This is a genomic window from Mesorhizobium sp. M0698 (genome assembly GCF_040320455.1).
Taxonomy (GTDB): Bacteria; Pseudomonadota; Alphaproteobacteria; order Rhizobiales; family Rhizobiaceae; genus Mesorhizobium.
Map to the genome: position 1 here is coordinate 152,873 of NZ_JAMYPQ010000011.1, position 17,365 is coordinate 170,237.

Annotated in this window: 17 protein-coding genes; 8 read left to right on the forward strand and 9 right to left on the reverse strand. The window is 63.5% G+C overall.

Annotation, left to right across the window (positions count from 1 at the left end; all coding sequences use genetic code 11):
• Positions 1 to 11: 11 nt before the first annotated feature.
• Genes NKI16_RS21765 through NKI16_RS21775 form a run of 3 tightly spaced genes read right to left on the reverse strand, consistent with a single transcriptional unit; the run spans position 12 to position 2,938 of the window.
• Complete coding sequence (locus NKI16_RS21765; RefSeq protein WP_352568678.1) at positions 12 to 683, reverse strand: ABC transporter ATP-binding protein; 672 nt, start codon at positions 681 to 683, stop codon at positions 12 to 14.
• Positions 680 to 1,921 carry an ABC transporter permease gene (locus tag NKI16_RS21770; protein WP_352621801.1) on the reverse strand — a complete coding sequence of 414 codons (1,242 nt, stop codon included), beginning with the start codon at positions 1,919 to 1,921 and terminating at the stop codon, positions 680 to 682. The genes NKI16_RS21765 and NKI16_RS21770 overlap by 4 nt, the downstream gene beginning before the upstream one ends.
• A gap of 6 nt (positions 1,922 to 1,927) precedes the next feature.
• On the reverse strand, positions 1,928 to 2,938 hold the full coding sequence (locus tag NKI16_RS21775) for an efflux RND transporter periplasmic adaptor subunit (RefSeq protein ID WP_502897612.1): 1,011 nt from the start codon (positions 2,936 to 2,938) through the stop codon (positions 1,928 to 1,930).
• Positions 2,939 to 3,074: 136 nt separating this feature from the next.
• Here NKI16_RS21775 and NKI16_RS21780 point away from each other — a divergent pair, with 136 nt between their 5' ends.
• The 3 genes from NKI16_RS21780 to NKI16_RS21790 all read left to right on the forward strand — a co-directional run bounded on the left by NKI16_RS21780 (position 3,075) and on the right by NKI16_RS21790 (position 5,828).
• Entirely contained in the window at positions 3,075 to 3,767 is a 693-nt protein-coding gene (locus NKI16_RS21780; protein ID WP_352621803.1) for a TetR/AcrR family transcriptional regulator, read from the forward strand.
• 27 nt (positions 3,768 to 3,794) lie between these two features.
• On the forward strand, positions 3,795 to 4,187 hold the full coding sequence (locus tag NKI16_RS21785; RefSeq protein WP_352621805.1) for an MmcQ/YjbR family DNA-binding protein: 393 nt from the start codon (positions 3,795 to 3,797) through the stop codon (positions 4,185 to 4,187).
• Between the two features lie 183 nt (positions 4,188 to 4,370).
• Positions 4,371 to 5,828, forward strand: coding sequence for an NCS1 family nucleobase:cation symporter-1 (locus tag NKI16_RS21790; protein WP_352621807.1), 1,458 nt, complete (start codon positions 4,371 to 4,373; stop codon positions 5,826 to 5,828).
• Positions 5,829 to 5,858: 30 nt separating this feature from the next.
• Here the strand turns inward: NKI16_RS21790 and NKI16_RS21795 are convergent, their stop codons facing one another.
• The 5 genes from NKI16_RS21795 to tpiA all read right to left on the reverse strand — a co-directional run bounded on the left by NKI16_RS21795 (position 5,859) and on the right by tpiA (position 10,890).
• A complete protein-coding gene (locus tag NKI16_RS21795; RefSeq protein WP_352621808.1) occupies positions 5,859 to 6,398 on the reverse strand; it encodes a DUF1697 domain-containing protein in 540 nt (179 codons plus the stop codon).
• A gap of 11 nt (positions 6,399 to 6,409) precedes the next feature.
• A complete protein-coding gene (gene pyrG, locus NKI16_RS21800) occupies positions 6,410 to 8,038 on the reverse strand; it encodes a CTP synthase (RefSeq protein ID WP_023674960.1) in 1,629 nt (542 codons plus the stop codon).
• A 147-nt stretch (positions 8,039 to 8,185) separates the two neighbouring features.
• Positions 8,186 to 9,307, reverse strand: a complete 1,122-nt coding sequence (locus NKI16_RS21805) for a L,D-transpeptidase family protein (RefSeq protein WP_352621810.1) — start codon at positions 9,305 to 9,307, stop codon at positions 8,186 to 8,188.
• 199 nt (positions 9,308 to 9,506) lie between these two features.
• On the reverse strand, positions 9,507 to 9,959 hold the full coding sequence (gene secG, locus NKI16_RS21810) for a preprotein translocase subunit SecG (protein WP_254817294.1): 453 nt from the start codon (positions 9,957 to 9,959) through the stop codon (positions 9,507 to 9,509).
• 163 nt (positions 9,960 to 10,122) lie between these two features.
• Positions 10,123 to 10,890 (reverse strand): triose-phosphate isomerase, encoded by a 768-nt coding sequence (gene tpiA / locus NKI16_RS21815; protein WP_352448837.1) that lies wholly within the window; start codon positions 10,888 to 10,890, stop codon positions 10,123 to 10,125.
• A 142-nt stretch (positions 10,891 to 11,032) separates the two neighbouring features.
• On the opposite strand from tpiA, the gene NKI16_RS21820 reads away from it, so the two are divergent.
• From NKI16_RS21820 to NKI16_RS21840, 5 genes are read left to right on the forward strand one after another with little or no spacing between them, the layout of a single operon-like run.
• Positions 11,033 to 12,925 (forward strand): SurA N-terminal domain-containing protein, encoded by a 1,893-nt coding sequence (locus tag NKI16_RS21820; protein ID WP_352621812.1) that lies wholly within the window; start codon positions 11,033 to 11,035, stop codon positions 12,923 to 12,925.
• Positions 12,922 to 13,932, forward strand: coding sequence for an anthranilate phosphoribosyltransferase (trpD, locus tag NKI16_RS21825; protein WP_352621814.1), 1,011 nt, complete (start codon positions 12,922 to 12,924; stop codon positions 13,930 to 13,932). The genes NKI16_RS21820 and trpD overlap by 4 nt, the downstream gene beginning before the upstream one ends.
• A gap of 4 nt (positions 13,933 to 13,936) precedes the next feature.
• Positions 13,937 to 14,749, forward strand: a complete 813-nt coding sequence (gene trpC, locus NKI16_RS21830; RefSeq protein ID WP_352621816.1) for an indole-3-glycerol phosphate synthase TrpC — start codon at positions 13,937 to 13,939, stop codon at positions 14,747 to 14,749.
• Between the two features lie 2 nt (positions 14,750 to 14,751).
• Positions 14,752 to 15,258: a cyclic pyranopterin monophosphate synthase MoaC gene (moaC, locus tag NKI16_RS21835; protein WP_352448833.1), complete on the forward strand. Its 507-nt coding sequence runs from the start codon at positions 14,752 to 14,754 to the stop codon at positions 15,256 to 15,258.
• A complete protein-coding gene (locus NKI16_RS21840; protein WP_352621818.1) occupies positions 15,258 to 16,463 on the forward strand; it encodes a molybdopterin molybdotransferase MoeA in 1,206 nt (401 codons plus the stop codon). Before moaC ends, NKI16_RS21840 begins: the two co-directional genes overlap by 1 nt.
• Positions 16,464 to 16,470: 7 nt before the next feature.
• Here the strand turns inward: NKI16_RS21840 and NKI16_RS21845 are convergent, their stop codons facing one another.
• Positions 16,471 to 17,301 (reverse strand): hormone-sensitive lipase, encoded by an 831-nt coding sequence (locus NKI16_RS21845; RefSeq protein ID WP_352507314.1) that lies wholly within the window; start codon positions 17,299 to 17,301, stop codon positions 16,471 to 16,473.
• Positions 17,302 to 17,365 lie beyond the last annotated feature (64 nt).

Here is a 17,365-nt window from a genome sequence, read left to right on the forward strand (position 1 = left end):
ATCAACACGCCTTATTCGATCTTGCCGTCCACGATGTGAATGCGGCGATCCATGCGCGCCGCCATGTCGAGATCGTGCGTAACCGCCACGACGGTCTTGCCGCGCTCGCGCACCAGATTCTCCAGGATCGTGAAGACCTGCTCGGAGCTCTTGCTGTCGAGGCTCCCCGTCGGCTCATCGGCGAGGATAAGCGGCGGGTCGTTGGCGAGCGAACGTGCCACCGCGACGCGCTGACGCTGGCCGCCGGAGAGCTGGTCAGGCCGCTTGTCGAGATGCTCGCCGAGCCCAAGAGATGAAAGCAGCTCCCCGGCCCGCTCACGCATGTCGGGCCGCGTCAGCCGGCCGAGCTTGCGCATCGGGATTTCGACATTTTCGCGCGCCGTGAACTCCGGCAGCAGAAAGTGAAACTGGAAAACAAAGCCCAGCATCGAAAGCCTGGTCCGCGCGCGCTCCCTTTCATTCATCGGCTCGGTGTCGCGTCCGCCTATCCTCAAGGTCCCGCCTGTCGGCCGGTCGAGCAACCCAAGCAGATACAGCAGCGAGGACTTACCGGAGCCGGAGGGACCGGTCACGGCGACGAATTCGTTGTCGTTGATCGTGAGCGTGATGTCCTTGACCAGCGTAACGGGGACCGTCTCTGGCAAGATGCGGGTCAGTCTCTCGGTCTCGATGAGTGCGCTCATGTCGCGCCTCGGATAATCTCGACGGGGTTCAGGCGCGCCGCACGGCGCGCCGGCAGGTAGCCGGCCACTGCCGCCGAGCCCAGTGCGAAGGCCGAGGCGATGATATAGTGGGTCAGGCTCCAGGCGATCGGCAGCCGGGTCATCTCCTGGCCAGTCGCGGCGATCTCGAAACGCACCAGCGACAGTGCATAGGTCATGGAGAAGCCAAGCACCCCGCCGAGCACAGAGCCGGCAGCGCCGATCGCCACGCCTTCCAGCAAAAAGAGCCGGCGCATGTCGGACTCCGGGAAGCCGAGCGACTTCATGATGGCGATGTCGCGCGCCTTCTCGTGCGTGATGGTGGAGATGATGTTGTAGATGCCGAAGCCAGCAACCAGCATGATCGCGCCGACGACGGTGTACATGATGACGTTGCGCACGACGAGCGCTTCGAGGATCGATTCATTCGCCTCCTGCCACGCCACGGCCTTGTAGCCCAGTTCGGCCTCGGCTCGATGCGCCACCGCGGGAGCGCGGTTGGGGTCGTCGAGCTTGATGCGGATCTCGTTGATGGCATTCGGACGCGCGGAGAGGATTTGCGCGTTCTTCAGAAGCACATAGGCCTCACCTTCGTCGCGCGCGGTGGTGCCGGTGTGGAACAGGCCAGCGATCTTGAAGTTGCGCGTGAGCCCTTCGGAGGAAACCGCCGTTATCGTGTCGCCGAACCCGGCGCCGAGCCGGTTCGCCATCGTGTCGCCGATGAGCACGTTGTTGCCGCCCGCGGCAAGTGCCGAAAACCTGCCTTCGACGAACTCTCCGACGATCGGTGAAACGCTGGTCTCGCGCTGCGGATCGACCCCGATGATAGCTGCGCCCACTTCGCGGCTGGAATAGCGGATCACGCCCTGCGTCTTGAGGCTTGCTGCGAACCGGCCGGGAATCCAGCTCTCCAGCCAGGAGGTCGCGGCGGTCGGGTTGATGATGCCGCGCCGATCGTCGCGTGGCCGGAGCCCCGAGATGGCGGCGGTCTCGAAGTAGTCCTCGGCCGGCTGCCGGCGGGCGGTGCGCTGCTCGTCGGTGATGTCGACATGCGGCATCGTGTCGACGAGCTGCCTGACGAAATCGTCCTGCCCGCCCTGCATCAGCGCCGCCATCGCAATTGAGAAGCCGACACCCACCGCGACGCCGACTATGGCGACCAGCGTCTGGCGGCCGCGGCCGGCGATATGCGTTACGGCAATGTCGACGATCAGCGCCATCGTTGCCTATCTCTCCTGCGCGGCGGCGATGCTCACGCGCGCACCGTCGCCGAGGTCAGCGGGATAGGGCGAGACGATGCTGGCCTTCTCGTCGATGCCTGACCGTACCTCGACGCCATTGGTGCCACGAATGCCCGTGCGGATTTCACGGCGCCGGGCCTTGCCGCCTTCGACTACGAATATATTGTTCCCTTCGATTGCGACGGACGGGATCAGCAGCGCGCTTTTCGAGACTCGGATGACGATGTTCACGTCGGTCGACATGCCGATCCGAAGTGGCGTGTCGTCCGGCAGCCGGAAACGAACGCGGTAGGTCTTCGTCACCGGATCGCCCTTGGGCGTGATGCTGTCGACCACCGTTTCCAGATTCTGCCGAGGGAACGCATCGGATTTAAGCAGCGCGCGCTGGCCGATCTCGACCCTTGGAATGTCCTCCTCGTTGACCTCGGCGACCACCAGCAGCGGCTTCGGCTCGCCGACCCAGAACAACACGGCGCCGAGTTCGGCGATCTCACCCACCTCGCCGTCCTGCCTGAGCACGATACCGGCGCTCGGCGCTCGTAAGACGTAGGTGTCGAGCCGCGCTTTCTGTCCGGCAACCAGCGCTTCGATCTGGCCAAGCTCGCTCTGCGCGCGATCGAGCGCCTGCTGGCTTGCCGCACGCCTTTCGGCAAGCACGGTCAGCCTCCGGAGCTCTTCCTGGGCAAGTGATTGACGCGCTTCGATCTCGCCAAGCACAGCCCGGGCCTCGCTGTCGTCAAGCCTGGCGAGTACGTCGCCCTGCCTAACTCGCGACCCCTCGCAATTGCATTGCTCGACGATCCGCTCGCGAACCACGGGAGCCACCTTGGCCCAGGTTCGCGGCTCGACGGAGCCGCTCGCATAGACAATTTCCGCCGCGTCGCCGCGTTGTGGCGTCACGACCGAAACCTTGGCCGGCTGCAACACATACCAAGTGCCGAAAGCAGCAGTCGCCGCGACAAGAACGATGCCGACAGTCCAACGTATCCGTCGCAAGAAGCTCTCCTTCCACCATCGAATGCGAACGTCGGAGCGGTGGCAGACATAGCATTAGACCGACCGTCGGTCTATAAAAGTTGCATAAAGAAACGGTTCGTGCTTCTCTTGCCCCCTGTACTTTGTGAGGTCGATTTTGCCCCGAGTGATAAAGCCGCCGGAGATACGATCCGCCGAGCTCCTCGACTGTGCCCAGCGGCTTTTCTTCGAGCATGGCTACGACAACACGACGGTGAACGACATCATCCGCGAGGCCGGCTTGTCGAAGGGTGCGTTCTATCACTATTTCGCGTCGAAGGAGGCCCTACTGGAGGCGCTCGCCAGACGTCTCGCACGTGACAGCCTTGCCGAGCTGCAACCTCTCCTCGACGACCCGTCACTCGATGGGATTGGCCGGCTCAATGCACTCTTTGCCGGCTCGCGACGGCTGAACATCGAGCTTGCCCCGCAATTGCGAAAAACGTTCTTCGTCGTGTTCCGGCCCGAGAACCTTGCCCTCTTCCATCGGGTCGACCAGGCGGCCAGGGAACTGGCCGAGCCGATAATCACAAATCTGCTCAGGAAGGGAAGCGAGGAAGGCATTCTCGACGTGCCCGACCCGGAAGCTTTTGCCGAGATGTTCCTGCAACTCCGGCTGACCTTTCGGGACGTGATGCACCGCGCCCTGCTACAGGCCGAACAGGGTAATATCGACGAAGCAGCGCGGCTGCTCGAGGGCCGATTGCGGCTCTACGGCATCGCAATCGACCGGCTTTTGAAGTTGCCCGATGGAACGATAGAAGCCGTGCAGCCCGGTTTTGCCCGGGCTTTTCTCGAAGCCGGACCGTAAGCCGCTGACAGCGATGGAGGAGAGTTGATGAGTAGGAAATCGCGTGCTTCGACCGATGCTGTTCTCAAGGAACTGCGCGCCTTCGGCCTCACCTATCCAGGCGCCGAGACAAAGAGTCCGTGGCCTGGTCACGACGATCTCGCGGTGAAAGGCAAGACCTTTGCTTATTTGAGCCTGGAAGGCGAACCGTTCAGCATCTCCCTCAAACTCCCCTACAGCGGCGACGAGGCGAGAAAGCTCCACTATGCGTGGCCGACGGAGTACGGCCTTGGCAAGAGCGGATGGGTGACATTCGAACCAGCACCGGACGAACTGCCACCGATCGGACAACTGAAGTCATGGCTCGATGAGAGTTATCGCGCACAAGCGCCCAAAAAGCTTGCCGCCCTGATCACGCACAAGGTGGACTCGGGAGCTTAGGTCGAGCGATCGGTGTCACCCCACGAATCGCCGGCGCTAGAAGCTCAACGACGCCACGCCGATAAGCGCGTTTCTCATTGAATGACTTTAAGGCCAAAGCCGGCAAATCGTCTGCTTGCCGGTTCCCCTGCGTCAGGCTTAACCTGCGTGCCATGCGTGGAGGCGCAAGGGGAGGACATAGCAATGACCATACAAGGCGCATCACCGGACCTGTACAATGAGGATCTCGCACCGGCGAAGGTTCGAAACTGGGGACCGTTCTCGATCTTCAACGTCTGGACGTCGGACGTCCACAGCCTATGGGGCTACTATCTCGCTGCCAGCCTGTTCCTGTTCTGCGGCGGCTTCCTCAACTTCATCATCGCCATCGGTATCGGCTCGCTGATCATCTATGCGTTAATGAACATGGTCGGCTATGCCGGCGTGAAGACCGGGGTGCCCTACCCTGTCGTGGCGCGTGCCTCCTTCGGCATCTGGGGCGCCAACATACCGGCGCTGGTGCGCGCCATCGTCGCCTGCTTCTGGTACGGCGCGCAGACGGCGGCGGCCTCCGGGGCGATCGTAGCCCTGCTGATCCGCTCGCAATGGTTCGCCGACTTCAACCAGAGCACCCATTTCCTCGGCCACTCCGGGCTGGAGGTGATCTGCTTCGCCGTCATCTGGGCGCTGCAGCTCCTGATCATCCAGAGGGGCATGGAAACGGTGCGCCGCTTCCAGGATTGGGCCGGACCGGCGGTGTGGGTGATGATGCTGATCCTGGCGATCTATCTCTGCATCAAGGCAGGCACCTTCGCCTTCACCAGCGATATCCCTATGGATGTGCTGCTCGAAAAGACAAAGGACGTGGGCGTGCCAGGCACGCCGGGCTCCTGGACCTCGCTGTTTGCGGTGGCCGCAATCTGGGTGACCTATTTCTCCGCGCTCTATCTCAACTTCTGCGATTTCGCGCGCTACGCCCCGGACAAGGCATCGCTGCGCAAGGGCAACATCTGGGGCCTGCCGGTCAATCTTATCCTGTTCTCGCTGGTCGCCGGCGTTACCACGATCGCCGCCTTCGACGTCTATGGCGAGGTGCTGCTGCATCCCGACCAGATCTCGGCGAAATTCGACAGCTGGTTCCTGGCGGCGCTCGCAGCCCTGACCTTTGCCGTGGCGACGCTCGGCATCAATGTGGTGGCGAACTTCGTGTCGCCGGCCTTCGACTTCTCCAATGTCTTTCCGCGCCAGATCGACTTCAAGAAGGGCGGCTACATCGCGGCGCTGATCGCGCTGGTGCTCTATCCATTCGCGCCCTGGGAAGGCAGTGCCGCCTCCTTCGTCAACATCATTGGCGCGACGATGGGGCCTATCTTCGGCGTGATGATGGTCGACTATTACCTGATCCGGAAGGGCGAGGTCGACGTCGAGGCGCTCTACAGGGAGCATGGCGAATTCCGCTTTCAGGGCGGCTGGCATGTCAATGCCTTCATCGCCGCCGGTATCGGCGCGGTCTTCTCCTCGATCCTGCCCAACTTCACCAGCTTGCTGCCGTCATGGTGGGGCGTCTATGGCTGGTTCTTCGGCGTGGCAATTGCCGGTGTCATCTACTACGTGCTGCGCACGATGGCACTCGGTGCCGGAGCCAGGATAGCCAAGGCCTGAACAGACTCGGGGCGGCGCGAGCCGCCCCGTTTATTCTGCGACCATCTTGGCCAGGCGGCGCACTGTGTTCCAGTTGCGCGAGGTGCCGATGCCGAGACGTTTGTGGCTCACCGCCGCAAGCAGCCGCGAACTCGGCATCTCGCGGGAAAAGACGATCCAGATGTCGCCGCCGACAATCCGCAGCTTCTCGTCCTTGCCGGCATATGCCTCAAGCGCCACCGCGGTCTCGGCGGGAACGGGCGCTCGCATCACGCGCACCGCCACCTGGTCCGCGGTCTCAGCCGATTCAGCTGGGAACGGATTGCCGGCCGCCAGCCTTAGCCAGCCGTCGGCGCGGCGCACGATGATGTCGACGTGGCGGCCGAAAGTGTTTGCGAACGCCGCCTCCAGCCGCTGCTCCAATGCCGCAAGTTCTGTTTCTTGCGCCTCGAAGACCAGATTGCCGGTCGCTACCAGCGTGCGCGGGTTATTCAGACCCAGGCCTTCGGCCATCGCCTTCAGATCGGACATGACGACCCGCCGCCCCTCGCCCAGGACAATGCTGTAGAGCAGCGCGACGTAAGTTTGCATGGGCGGCTAGTCTAGACCAGCCGCGACTGCTCTACCGCCGCCTCGATGAAGCTGGCAAACAGCGGGTGCGGATCGAGCGGCCGGCTTTTCAACTCGGGATGGTACTGCACGCCGATGAACCAGGGGTGGTCGGGATATTCGACCGTTTCCGGCAGCACGCCGTCCGGCGACATGCCGGCAAACACCAGGCCGCAATCCTCGAGCCGCTCCTTGTAGTCGACATTGACCTCGTAGCGGTGGCGATGGCGTTCGGAAATCTGGGTATCGCCATAGATCTCGGCGATCTTCGATCCCTTGGCGAGGTCGGCCTGGTAGGCACCGAGCCGCATGGTACCACCAAGGTCGCCGGTTTCCCTGCGCTTTTCCAGCATGTTGCCCTTCAGCCATTCGGTCATCAAGCCGACGACCGGCTCCTCGGTTGGACCGAACTCGGTCGATGATGCGCGCTCGACGCCGGCCAGCGAACGCGCCGCCTCGATGCAGGCCATCTGCATGCCGAAGCAGATGCCGAAATACGGCACCTTGCGCTCGCGCGCGAACTTCGCCGCCAGGATCTTGCCCTCCGAGCCGCGCTCGCCAAAACCGCCGGGGACGAGAATGCCATGGACCTTCTCCAGCCACGGCGCCGGGTCTTCCTTCTCGAATATCTCGCTTTCGATCCAGTCGAGCTTGACCTTGACCCGGTTGGCGAGGCCGCCATGCGACAGCGCCTCGATCAGCGATTTGTAGGCGTCCTTGAGGCCGGTATATTTGCCGACGACGGCAATGGTCACTTCGCCTTCCGGATTGTGGATGCGGTTGGACACCGCTTGCCACCGTTCCATGCGCGGCTTCGGCGCCGGATCGATGCCGAAGGCCGCCAGCACTTCCGAATCCAGCCCTTCATTGTGATAGGCCATCGGCACGTCGTAGATATGCGGGACGTCGAGCGCCTGGATGACGGCGCTTTCGCGGACATTGCAGAACAGCGACAGCTTTCTGCGCTCTTCCTTGGGGATCGGCCGGTCAGCGCGGACCAGCAGTATGTCGGGTGCAATGCCGATGCCGCGCAACTCCTTGACCGAATGCTGCGTCGGCTTGGTCTTCAGTTCGCCTGCCGTCGGAATGTAAGGCATCAAGGTCAGGTGGACGTAGACGGCGTTGTTGCGCGGCAGGTCGTTGCCGAGCTGGCGGATCGCCTCCAGGAACGGCATCGCTTCGATGTCGCCGACGGTGCCGCCGATCTCGCACAGCACGAAATCGTAGTCGTCATTGCCGTTGAGGACGAAATTCTTGATCTCGTCGGTGACGTGCGGAATGACCTGCACGGTAGCGCCGAGATAGTCGCCGCGCCGCTCGCGCTCGATGATGTTCTTATAGATCCGGCCGGTGGTGATGTTGTCTTGCTGGTTGGCCGAGCGGCCGGTGAAGCGCTCATAATGGCCAAGATCGAGATCGGTCTCGGCCCCGTCATCGGTCACGAAGACTTCGCCGTGCTGATAGGGCGACATCGTGCCGGGATCGACATTGAGATAGGGATCGAGCTTTTTGATGCGTGCGCGATAGCCCCGCGCCTGCAAGAGAGCCCCAAGGGCCGCTGCAGCAATGCCTTTTCCAAGTGAGGAAACCACGCCGCCTGTGATGAATACATATCGCGCCATGGGAGTCATCGCTTAACGCGGCCGAATTGATTCCGCCAGAGAAAAAACCGCCGCGAAGGCTTTTTCCCAAGAAGGCGCTCTGGTCGTTGGCGTATCAAAACAAAAGGGCCGGCGAGGCCGGCCCTTTTGGCACGATCTGTCAAAGCGTCAGATGATGACGACTTTGGTGCCTACTTTCACCCGGCGGTAAAGGTCCATGACGTGCTCGTTGATCATGCGGAAGCAGCCATTGGAGGCGCTGGTTCCGATCGACTGCGGCGCGATGGTGCCGTGAATGCGCAGGTGGGTATCTTTCTTGCCGTCGTAAAGATAGATGGCGCGCGCACCGAGCGGATTGTCGCCGCCGCCGGGCATGCCGTCCTTGTACTGGCCATAGTGCTTGGGTTCGCGCTTTTGCATGTCCAGCGTCGGAATCCAGCGCGGCCATTCCTGCTTGTCGCCGACGGCAACCGTACCCTTGAACTGCAGGCCTTCCCGGCCGACCGCGATGGCATAACGGCGGGCGGTTGACGATGATTCGACGAGGTAGAGACGACGGGCGCTGGTATCGATGACGATGGTGCCGGGGTTGTAGCCGGTGAATTCGACCTCCTGCGGCACGAATTCCGCCTTGACCTTGAACTGCCGCTTGGCCTGCTTCCTTTCGAGCGCGGCGTCGAGCGCGCGTGTTTCCGGAAGCAGCGACATCGACGAAGAGGATGTGCCGCCGAACAGTCCCGCGAACAGCCCGACGCTCTGCGGCTTCTGCCCGACCGGTTCGCTGCGCAACTCGCCATTGTTGCCGGTCAGCGCAACGTTCATGGCCTCGGCCGGGATCGGCTCGGCCGACTGGATCGGCGCAATGGGCGTAATCGGTTCGATGATGTTGACGGTCTTCTTCTTGGCCGGCGTGGCGTCAGCCACCTTGGCCGTTGCGAGCGGCTGGCTCTTCTTGGCAAGGAACGCCTGCCGTTCCGCATCGGCTTTGGTTTTCGCCGCCTCGCGCATCGCCAGCTTCCTGGCTTCGAGTGCCTTGGCGCGAGCGGCTTCCTTGTCGGCTGCGATCTTGGCTTCGATCTTGCGGATCTGCGCAAGGTCGTCCGGCGTCGGATCTTTCTTCTTCTTGAGAAGCTTCAATTGCGCTGCATCGCTTTTGGCAGCGACCTTGACGACGTCGGTTGTTGTTGCGGCTTTGTGGGCCGAGTTTGCCGTCGGCATGGCCGCGTAAGCGGGCGCACCTAGGCTGAGCACGGCACAAAGGCCGGCAAAAATGAAGCTGCGAAGCTGCATGGGGAAGATCCGATCGTTCAATGCTTGTTGCCCACGGCGTCGCCCGGCGCCCCCCAAGGACGCCGAGAATGCCGCGTGCAACGTATAATCGATTAGCCGGAAGCGCCTCAAGCGTGAGGCGCAGTCGAATCTTCGTGATCATGCGGCATTTCCCGCGACTGTGTTCAAACGACAACAGATCGCGGCATAAGTTGCCCTATTACTGGTTGGGGACCTGCGGCGTGGCCGGCGCGGTGGCGCCGTTTGTCGCTGGCGGCGTCGCCGGAGCGGTTGCCGGCGGCGTCGTTGCCGCGCCATTGCCGGACGGCGGGGTCGGCGCCGTGGTGCCCGAAGGCGGCGTCGGCGTCGTGGTTCCAGGCAATTGGTTGAGTACGCCCTTGCCTGCTCCGTCCGAGGTCGCCGGCACGCGATCGAGAATGTCGATCGGCTTCTCGCCATAGCGCGCAACGATCGACAGTGTCAGCGAAGTGACGAAGAAAGCGGCAGCCAGGATCGCCGTCGCCCGCGTCAGCGCATTGGCGGCGCCACGCGCGGTCATGAAGCCCGATCCGCCGCCGATGCCGAGGCCGCCGCCTTCGGAGCGCTGCAGCAGCACCACGCCGACAAGCGCGAGCACGACCATGAGGTGGACGACGATCAGTACGGTTTCCATAATTTACCCTGGCAAGGCCTTGTGCGGCCGCTGATTTGGAGGCGGCTCAATACAATGCTTTGACGGCATTTCCAAGCCCGTGGCCGGAATATGGGAAGCAATGCGTCCTTTGCAACGATTTCGGCGCCGGCCGTCCGCTCAAATGCAGCAAGCAGCCCTTGTATCAAGCGATGTTTCGATAGGCTTCCGCGATGCCGAGGAAGTCCGCCGCCTTTAGGCTGGCGCCGCCGACCAGCGCGCCATCGACATTCCTGACGCCGAGCAACTCGACGGCGTTGGACGGCTTGACCGAGCCGCCGTAGAGAATGCGCATCTTGGCCGCCGTATTGCCGAGCTTCCGTGCCAGTTCTTCGCGGATATGCGCATGTGCCTCGGCGACGTCGGCGGCGGTCGGGGTCAAGCCGGTCCCAATCGCCCATATTGGCTCATAGGCAATGACGGTGTTGGAACCCGTGGCGTTTGGCGGGACCGAGCCAGCGACCTGGCGCGACAGCACGTCGAGCGTGGCTCCTGCTTCTCGTTCGGCTCTTGTCTCACCAATGCAGATGATGGCCACCAGCCCGGCGCGCCATGCGGCGGAGGCCTTGGCCTGGACCAAGGCATCGTCCTCCTTGCGATCGGCGCGGCATTCGGAATGGCCGACGATGACATGGCTGGCACCTGCATCCTTCAGCATCTCGGCCGAAATGCAGCCGGTATAGGCGCCGCTTTCCTCGGTGTGGCAATCCTCTCCGCCGGCCCGCACCGGCGTGCGCGACAGAATCTCGGCGGCGTGCGCAAGCAAGGTCGCTGGCACGCAGACCACCGCTTCGGTCTCGGCGTCGAGCCCACTCATGAAGCCGTTGCCGATCATCCTGAGCTCGTTGAGCGAGGCGCTAGTGCCGTTCATTTTCCAGTTGCCGGCGACGAGCGGGCGGATTCCAGGCGTCATGGGATTTGTTTCTCCGGGCAATTTCCAGCTGGCCCTCACTATCAAAATCAGGCCACAAAGCAATCGACAGTGGGCAGGAAGGGCGCTATTGCGCTTGTTTCAGACTCGGCGCATGCGAAATGCGCAAAAATCGGAAGTACTCATGCTTGGTATGTTGAGAAGCGCGGCGGGGACCTGGGTCGCTAAACTGCTGCTATCATTGTTGGTGTTGAGCTTCGCCGTCTGGGGCATCTCGGGCCGCCTGATGGGCGGTCTTGCCGGCCATGATGCCGTGATCACGGCCGGAGGCACCAAGGTCTCGATCAACGAATACCGCCTCGCCTACGATCGCCAGCTCAGCGTCATGTCGCAGCAATTCGGCCAGCGCATCAGCCGTGAGCAAGCGACGGCGCTCGGCATCGACAACCAGGTGCTGGCGCAACTCGTGTCGGGCGCTGTCCTCGACGAGCAGGCCCGCAAGCTCGGACTCGGCCTGTCAAAGGACCGGCTCGCCGAACTGACGCGTGAAGACCCGGCGTTCAAAGGGCCTGCCGGAAGCTTCGACAGGAGAACCTTCGAGTACCTGCTTCGGCAGATCGGCATGCGGCCGGAAGACTATTTGAAGAACCGCGCCCAGGTCGCGGTCCGCCAGCAGATCGTCGAGGCGGTTTCGGACGGCCTCAAGGCCCCGGATACATTCTTCAAGGCGGTCGCGCTCTATCGCGGCGAAGATCGCACCATCGACTACCTGACCTTGCCGAAATCGCTGGTCGAACCGATAGAAGCGCCGTCCGACAGCGCGCTTTCGGCCTATTTCGAGGAAAACAAGAAAACCTACGCCGCGCCCGAATACCGTAAGTTCTCCTATGTCAGGCTCGAACCGGAAGACATCATGGATTTGAGCGCGGTGACCGACCAACAGGTCAGCGACGACTACAATAAGAACAAGGCGCGCTACACCACGCCGGGGATGCGCACCATCGAGCAGCTTGTGTTCAAGACACCTGATGCCGCAAAGGCGGCGCTCGATTCGCTCAGGACCGGCGCGACCTTCGACAAGATCGTCGCTGCCGAAGGCAAGACGCCGGCCGACACGCTGCTCGGCACGCTGGCCAAGGACAAGATCGCCGACAAGGCGGTCGCCGACGCTGCCTTCAAGCTCAACGTCAATGAGGTCAGCCCGGTCGTACAAGGCGCATTTGGTCCCGTTCTGCTGCGCGTCACCGAGATCAAGCCGGAAGTGGTGAAGCCGCTGGCCGAAGTATCCGAGCAGATCCGCAAGGACCTGGCACTGGGCGAGGCAAGCCGCATCTTGCTGGACGTGCACGACAATTACGAGGATACGCGCGCCTCGGGCAGTTCGCTCGCCGAGGCAGCCGCCAAATTGAAGCTGAAGGTCGTCACCATCGATGCCATCGACCGCACCGGCCAACGGCCGGATGGAAGCATCGTCAAAGACCTGCCGGAATCGCCGGCACTCATCAAGGCGGTGTTCGAATCCGAACCCGGAACCGACAATGAAGGCCTCACCACCGCCGATAACGGCTTCGTCTTCTACGACGTGAGCGCGATCACGCCTGCCCGCGACCGCACATTGGACGAAGTCCACCAGAAGGTCGTGGCCGACTGGACCGCGGCGGAGACCACCAAACGGCTCACCGCAAAAGCACAGGAGCTCGAGAAGCGTCTCAAGGCTGGCGCCACGCTCGAGGTGATCGCCGGTGAGCTCAAGCTCGAAAAGCAGACCAAGCGCGGCGTCAAGCGCGATGCGGACGACGTCGATTTCGGCAAGGAAGGCGCCGCCGCGATGTTCGGCGTCGGCGAAGGCGGCACCGGGCTGATCCCCTCACCTACGGGCGACGGACAAATCCTGTTCAAGGTTGCCGAGGTGTTCGAGCCTGCCGGGGCCGATGCCAGCTCAGTACCCGAGGACGCACAGAAGTCCTTCACCTCCGGCATGTCCGACGACCTGCTCGACCAGTTGGTGGCGCAGTTGCAGACGCAATATGACGTCCGCATCGATCAGGCGGCCGTAACCCAAGCCCTGGCCAGATGAGCGCGCTGAAGATCCACATCGCCAAGGTCGCCGCCGGCAGCGCTCTTTCCTTCGAGGAGGCGCGCGAGGCCTTCGACATCATCATGTCCGGCGATGCTACCCCTGGCCAGATCGGCGGCTTCTTGATGGCATTGCGCGTGCGCGGTGAGACCGTCAGCGAGATCGCCGGCGCCGTCGCCACCATGCGCGCCAAGATGCTGCGTGTCGAAGCCCCCGAGGGCGCCATCGACATTGTCGGCACCGGCGGCGACAATTCGCACAGCGTCAACATTTCGACCGCATCCGCTTTCGTCATCGCCGGCAGCGGCGTGCCCGTCGCCAAGCACGGCAATCGCGGACTGTCCTCGCTGACCGGCGCCGCCGATGTGCTGATCGCATTGGGCGTCAAGATCGACATCCCTCCGGAGACGATCGGCCGCTGCATCCACGAGGCCGGCGTTGGCTTCATGTTCGCGCCGGCGCATCACCCGGCGATGAAGCATGTCGGCCCGACCCGGGTCGAGCTCGGAACCCGTACCATCTTCAACCTGCTGGGCCCGCTTTCCAATCCGGCGAGTGTCAGACGGCAGATGGTCGGCGTGTTCCTGCCCGAATGGATCATGCCGGTGGCAGAAACGTTGAAGGAACTTGGTGCCGACCATGCCTGGATCGTCCATGGCGACGGCTATGACGAGATCACCACCACCGGCGAGACACTTGTCGCCGAACTGGCCGGCGGCGAGATCCGCAGCTTTACGCTGACCCCGGAAGCCGTCGGACTGAAGCGGCACACCAAGGACGAGTTGCGCGGCGGCGACGCCGCCCACAACGCCCAGGCACTGCGCGACATGCTGGGCGGCGCAGCCGGCGCCTTTCGCGATACGGTGCTGATGAATGCCGGCGCCGGGCTGGTGGTGGCCGGCAAAGCGACGACCCTCGCCGACGGCATGGTAACGGCGGCGCAGGCCATCGACAGCGGCCGCTCGCTGAAAGTGCTCGACAGGCTGATCGAAATTTCGAACGGTTAAAACCATGTCCGACATCCTGCGCAAGATCGAGGCTTACAAGCGCGACGAGATCACGGCGGCCAAGGCGCGCGTGCCGCTCGCCGAGATCAAGGCACGGGCGACGGATGCCGACGCGCCGCGCGGCTTTCTTTCCGCCCTTGAAGCAAAGCGCAAATCCGGCAGGTTCGCGCTGATTGCCGAAATCAAGAAGGCTAGCCCATCCAAAGGCCTGATCCGCGCCGATTTCGATCCACCGACGCTGGCCAGGGCCTATGCGAAGGGCGGTGCCGCCTGCCTTTCGGTGCTGACCGACGCACCCTCCTTCCAAGGCGCGCCCGAATTCCTCACCACTGCGCGCGCTGCCATCGAGCTGCCTGCATTGCGCAAGGATTTCCTGTTCGACCCCTATCAGGTCTACGAGGCCAGGGCATGGGGCGCCGATGCCATCCTGATCATCATGGCCAGCGTCGACGACGCGTTGGCAAGAGAACTCGAAGCGACAGCGTTCGGGCTCGGCATGGACGCGCTGGTCGAAGTGCATGACGAGGCTGAAATGGAACGCGCGCTGCAGCTGTCGTCGCGGCTGATCGGAATCAACAACCGCAATCTCCGGACCTTCGAAACCAGCCTACAGACCTCGGAGCGGCTGGTAGCGATGGTGCCGGCCGACCGCCATCTGGTCAGCGAGAGCGGTATCTTTTCGCACGACGATTGCCGCCGGCTGGAGCAGAGCGGCATTGCGACTTTCCTGGTCGGCGAGAGCCTGATGCGCCAGCAGGACGTGGCCGCGGCAACGCGCCTGCTGTTGACGGGCAAGGCGCCGGCAGAGGTCGTTTGAGGATGGCGGCCGCCCTCACCCATCTTGGCGCGCAGGGCGAAGCCAACATGGTCGATGTCGGCGACAAGGCTGAGACGGTGCGCACGGCAGTCGCAGAAGGTTTTGTCGCGATGCGGCCCGAGACGCTGGACATGATCCTCGCCGGCGACGCCAAGAAGGGCGACGTGCTGGGCACCGCGCGCATTGCCGGCATCATGGCGGCCAAGAAGACGCATGAACTGATCCCGCTTTGCCATCCGCTGCTGCTGACCAGGATATCTGTCGATATCGAGGCGGACGCCGCGCTGCCCGGCCTGAAGGTGACAGCATTGACCCGCGTCACCGGCAAGACCGGCGTTGAGATGGAGGCTCTGAGTGCCGTCTCGGTCGCTTGCCTGACCATCTACGACATGGCCAAGGCGGTCGACCGCGCCATGGTCATCTCCGGCATCAGGCTGGTTGAAAAGACCGGCGGCAAATCCGGCGACTACAAGATCACCGGAGACGGGGCCACCGAGGCAGGCCGATAATGGCGCTGGTCCCAGTTGCCGAGGCGCTCGAGCGCCTGCTGGACGGCGCAGCAGCGCTGCCGGGCGAACGCGTCGCACTGCTGGATGCCGCCGACCGCGTGCTGGTGGAGCCGGTTGTGGCGCTCCGCACCCAGCCGCCGTTCAACGCCTCCGCCATGGACGGCTATGCCGTGCGGGCGGCCGATATCGCGTCCGTACCGGCAAAGCTTTCGGTGGTCGGCATGGCGCCGGCCGGACGCGGCTTTGCCGGAACGGTGCAGCAGCGGCAGGCCGTGCGCATCTTTACCGGCGCGCCGCTTCCCGAAGGCGCCGACACTATCGTCATCCAGGAGAACGTCCGCGATCTCGGTGGCGGCAGCGTCGAAGTGACGGAACCGACGGTGCAGGGGCGCAACATCCGCCGCCTCGGGCTCGATTTCGCCAAGAGCGATGTCCTGCTGCCCAAAGGCCGCCTGCTCGACCCGGCGGCCTTGTCGCTGGCGGCATCGGCCAATCACCCCGAGGTGCGCGTGGTCAAACGGCCGCTGGTCGCCATCATCGCCACCGGCGACGAATTGCTGCCGCCGGGCAGCGATCTTGGCCCCGACCAGATCATCTCCTCCAACGCCTATGGTGTCGCCGCTGCCGCACAGTCGGTCGGTGCGCGCGCGCTCGACCTTGGCATCGCGCCGGACCGCAGGGAGGCGATCGCTGCGCTGGTTGAAAAGGCCGTGAAGGCTGGCGCGAACGTCATCGTCACGCTGGGCGGTGCCTCGGTCGGTGACCACGACTTCGTGCATGACGTGCTGACCGGGCAAGGCATGACGCTCGATTTCTGGAAGATCGCCATGCGGCCGGGCAAGCCACTGATGTTCGGGCGGCTGGGAGACATTCGCTGCATCGGCCTGCCCGGCAATCCGGTGGCAAGCCTGGTCTGCACTCAGCTCTTCCTGAAGCCGCTGCTGGCGCGGCTCGGCGGCCGCGCCTTTCAGCAGGATATACGTCGGGCACGGCTCGGTGCCGCCATGCCGGCCAACGATCTCAGGCAAGATTATGTGCGGGCTGTTGTCATAGATGACGCCGGTACGCTCGTGGCGACGCCGTTCGGCATCCAGGACTCCTCGATGCTGAAAATGCTGGCCGATGCCAACGGGCTGATCGTTCGCGCGCCGTTCGCGCCTGCCGCAGCGGCGGGCTCCCCCTGCGACGTGCTGATGCTACGCTGAACCTGCCTCACTCCGAGATCAAGGTCCGGGTCAGCGGATGGTCTGGATCGGCCAAACCGTCGATGATGTTGAAATGATGCCGGTCAGGCTCGACGACCGAGCTGGTCGCGGTACCCAGGCCGATCCAGATGTTGGCCAGCAACGCGCTCTGACGCAGGAATTCGGCGCGCTCGCCGCCGCCGGCCCAGCAGGTCAGGCGGGCCTTGTCCATCGGGCGCAGCAGCACCGGGCTTTCGGCCTGCGCCTCGGCCTCATCGATCGCGATCGTCTTGTTCATGCCGGTGCGCATGATCGGGCGCAAATCATGCACCCCCGAGATCGACACCACGTGACGAACGCGCCGGACGACTTCGGGCGCCAGCGGCGTCGTCGCCGTAACCATCCGGCTAACAAGATGGCCGCCGGCCGAGTGCCCGGTCAGCATCAGCGGCCCTGGGACCATCGCCGCCGCCTTGCCGATCGCCGCGCCGACTTCCTTGACGATGCCGCCAATGCGTATCTGCGGACAGAGCGTGTAGGACGGCATCGCCACCGCATAGCCGCGATCAACAGGGCCAGCGGCAAGATGCGACCAGAAATTCTTGTCGAATTCCATCCAGTAGCCGCCATGAACGAACACCACGAGTCCCTTGGGCTTGATGGCCGGCAGGAAAAGATCGAGCCGGTTGCGTGGGTTGTCGCCATAGGCCATGTCGAGCCGCGCCCTGCCCTCGGTCGAAAGCACGTCGCGGAAAACCCGCGCGGGCTCGATCCAGGCCGCCGGCCAGCGATCGCTGCCGGCTATGTTGGCGCCGTTGGCATAGGCGTTGTCCCAATCGGCAATGTGACGTTCGAACACCCTGCGCCCTCCCTGGCAATATGGCCTTGCAACGTAGCCGTGAGCATCGCGCGGCACGTCGTCG

What these genes read in the sequence shown, in the direction of transcription:
- NKI16_RS21765 (WP_352568678.1), bottom strand. Translation starts at nt 683, where the DNA reads ATGAGCGCACTCATCGAGACCGAGAGACTGACCCGCATCTTGCCAGAG.
- NKI16_RS21770 (WP_352621801.1), bottom strand. Translation starts at nt 1,921, where the DNA reads ATGGCGCTGATCGTCGACATTGCCGTAACGCATATCGCCGGCCGCGGC.
- NKI16_RS21785 (WP_352621805.1), top strand. Translation starts at nt 3,795, where the DNA reads ATGAGTAGGAAATCGCGTGCTTCGACCGATGCTGTTCTCAAGGAACTG.
- NKI16_RS21790 (WP_352621807.1), top strand. Translation starts at nt 4,371, where the DNA reads ATGACCATACAAGGCGCATCACCGGACCTGTACAATGAGGATCTCGCA.
- NKI16_RS21795 (WP_352621808.1), bottom strand. Translation starts at nt 6,398, where the DNA reads ATGCAAACTTACGTCGCGCTGCTCTACAGCATTGTCCTGGGCGAGGGG.
- pyrG (WP_023674960.1), bottom strand. Translation starts at nt 8,038, where the DNA reads ATGGCGCGATATGTATTCATCACAGGCGGCGTGGTTTCCTCACTTGGA.
- NKI16_RS21805 (WP_352621810.1), bottom strand. Translation starts at nt 9,307, where the DNA reads ATGCAGCTTCGCAGCTTCATTTTTGCCGGCCTTTGTGCCGTGCTCAGC.
- secG (WP_254817294.1), bottom strand. Translation starts at nt 9,959, where the DNA reads ATGGAAACCGTACTGATCGTCGTCCACCTCATGGTCGTGCTCGCGCTT.
- tpiA (WP_352448837.1), bottom strand. Translation starts at nt 10,890, where the DNA reads ATGACGCCTGGAATCCGCCCGCTCGTCGCCGGCAACTGGAAAATGAAC.
- NKI16_RS21820 (WP_352621812.1), top strand. Translation starts at nt 11,033, where the DNA reads ATGCTTGGTATGTTGAGAAGCGCGGCGGGGACCTGGGTCGCTAAACTG.
- trpD (WP_352621814.1), top strand. Translation starts at nt 12,922, where the DNA reads ATGAGCGCGCTGAAGATCCACATCGCCAAGGTCGCCGCCGGCAGCGCT.
- trpC (WP_352621816.1), top strand. Translation starts at nt 13,937, where the DNA reads ATGTCCGACATCCTGCGCAAGATCGAGGCTTACAAGCGCGACGAGATC.
- moaC (WP_352448833.1), top strand. Translation starts at nt 14,752, where the DNA reads ATGGCGGCCGCCCTCACCCATCTTGGCGCGCAGGGCGAAGCCAACATG.
- NKI16_RS21840 (WP_352621818.1), top strand. Translation starts at nt 15,258, where the DNA reads ATGGCGCTGGTCCCAGTTGCCGAGGCGCTCGAGCGCCTGCTGGACGGC.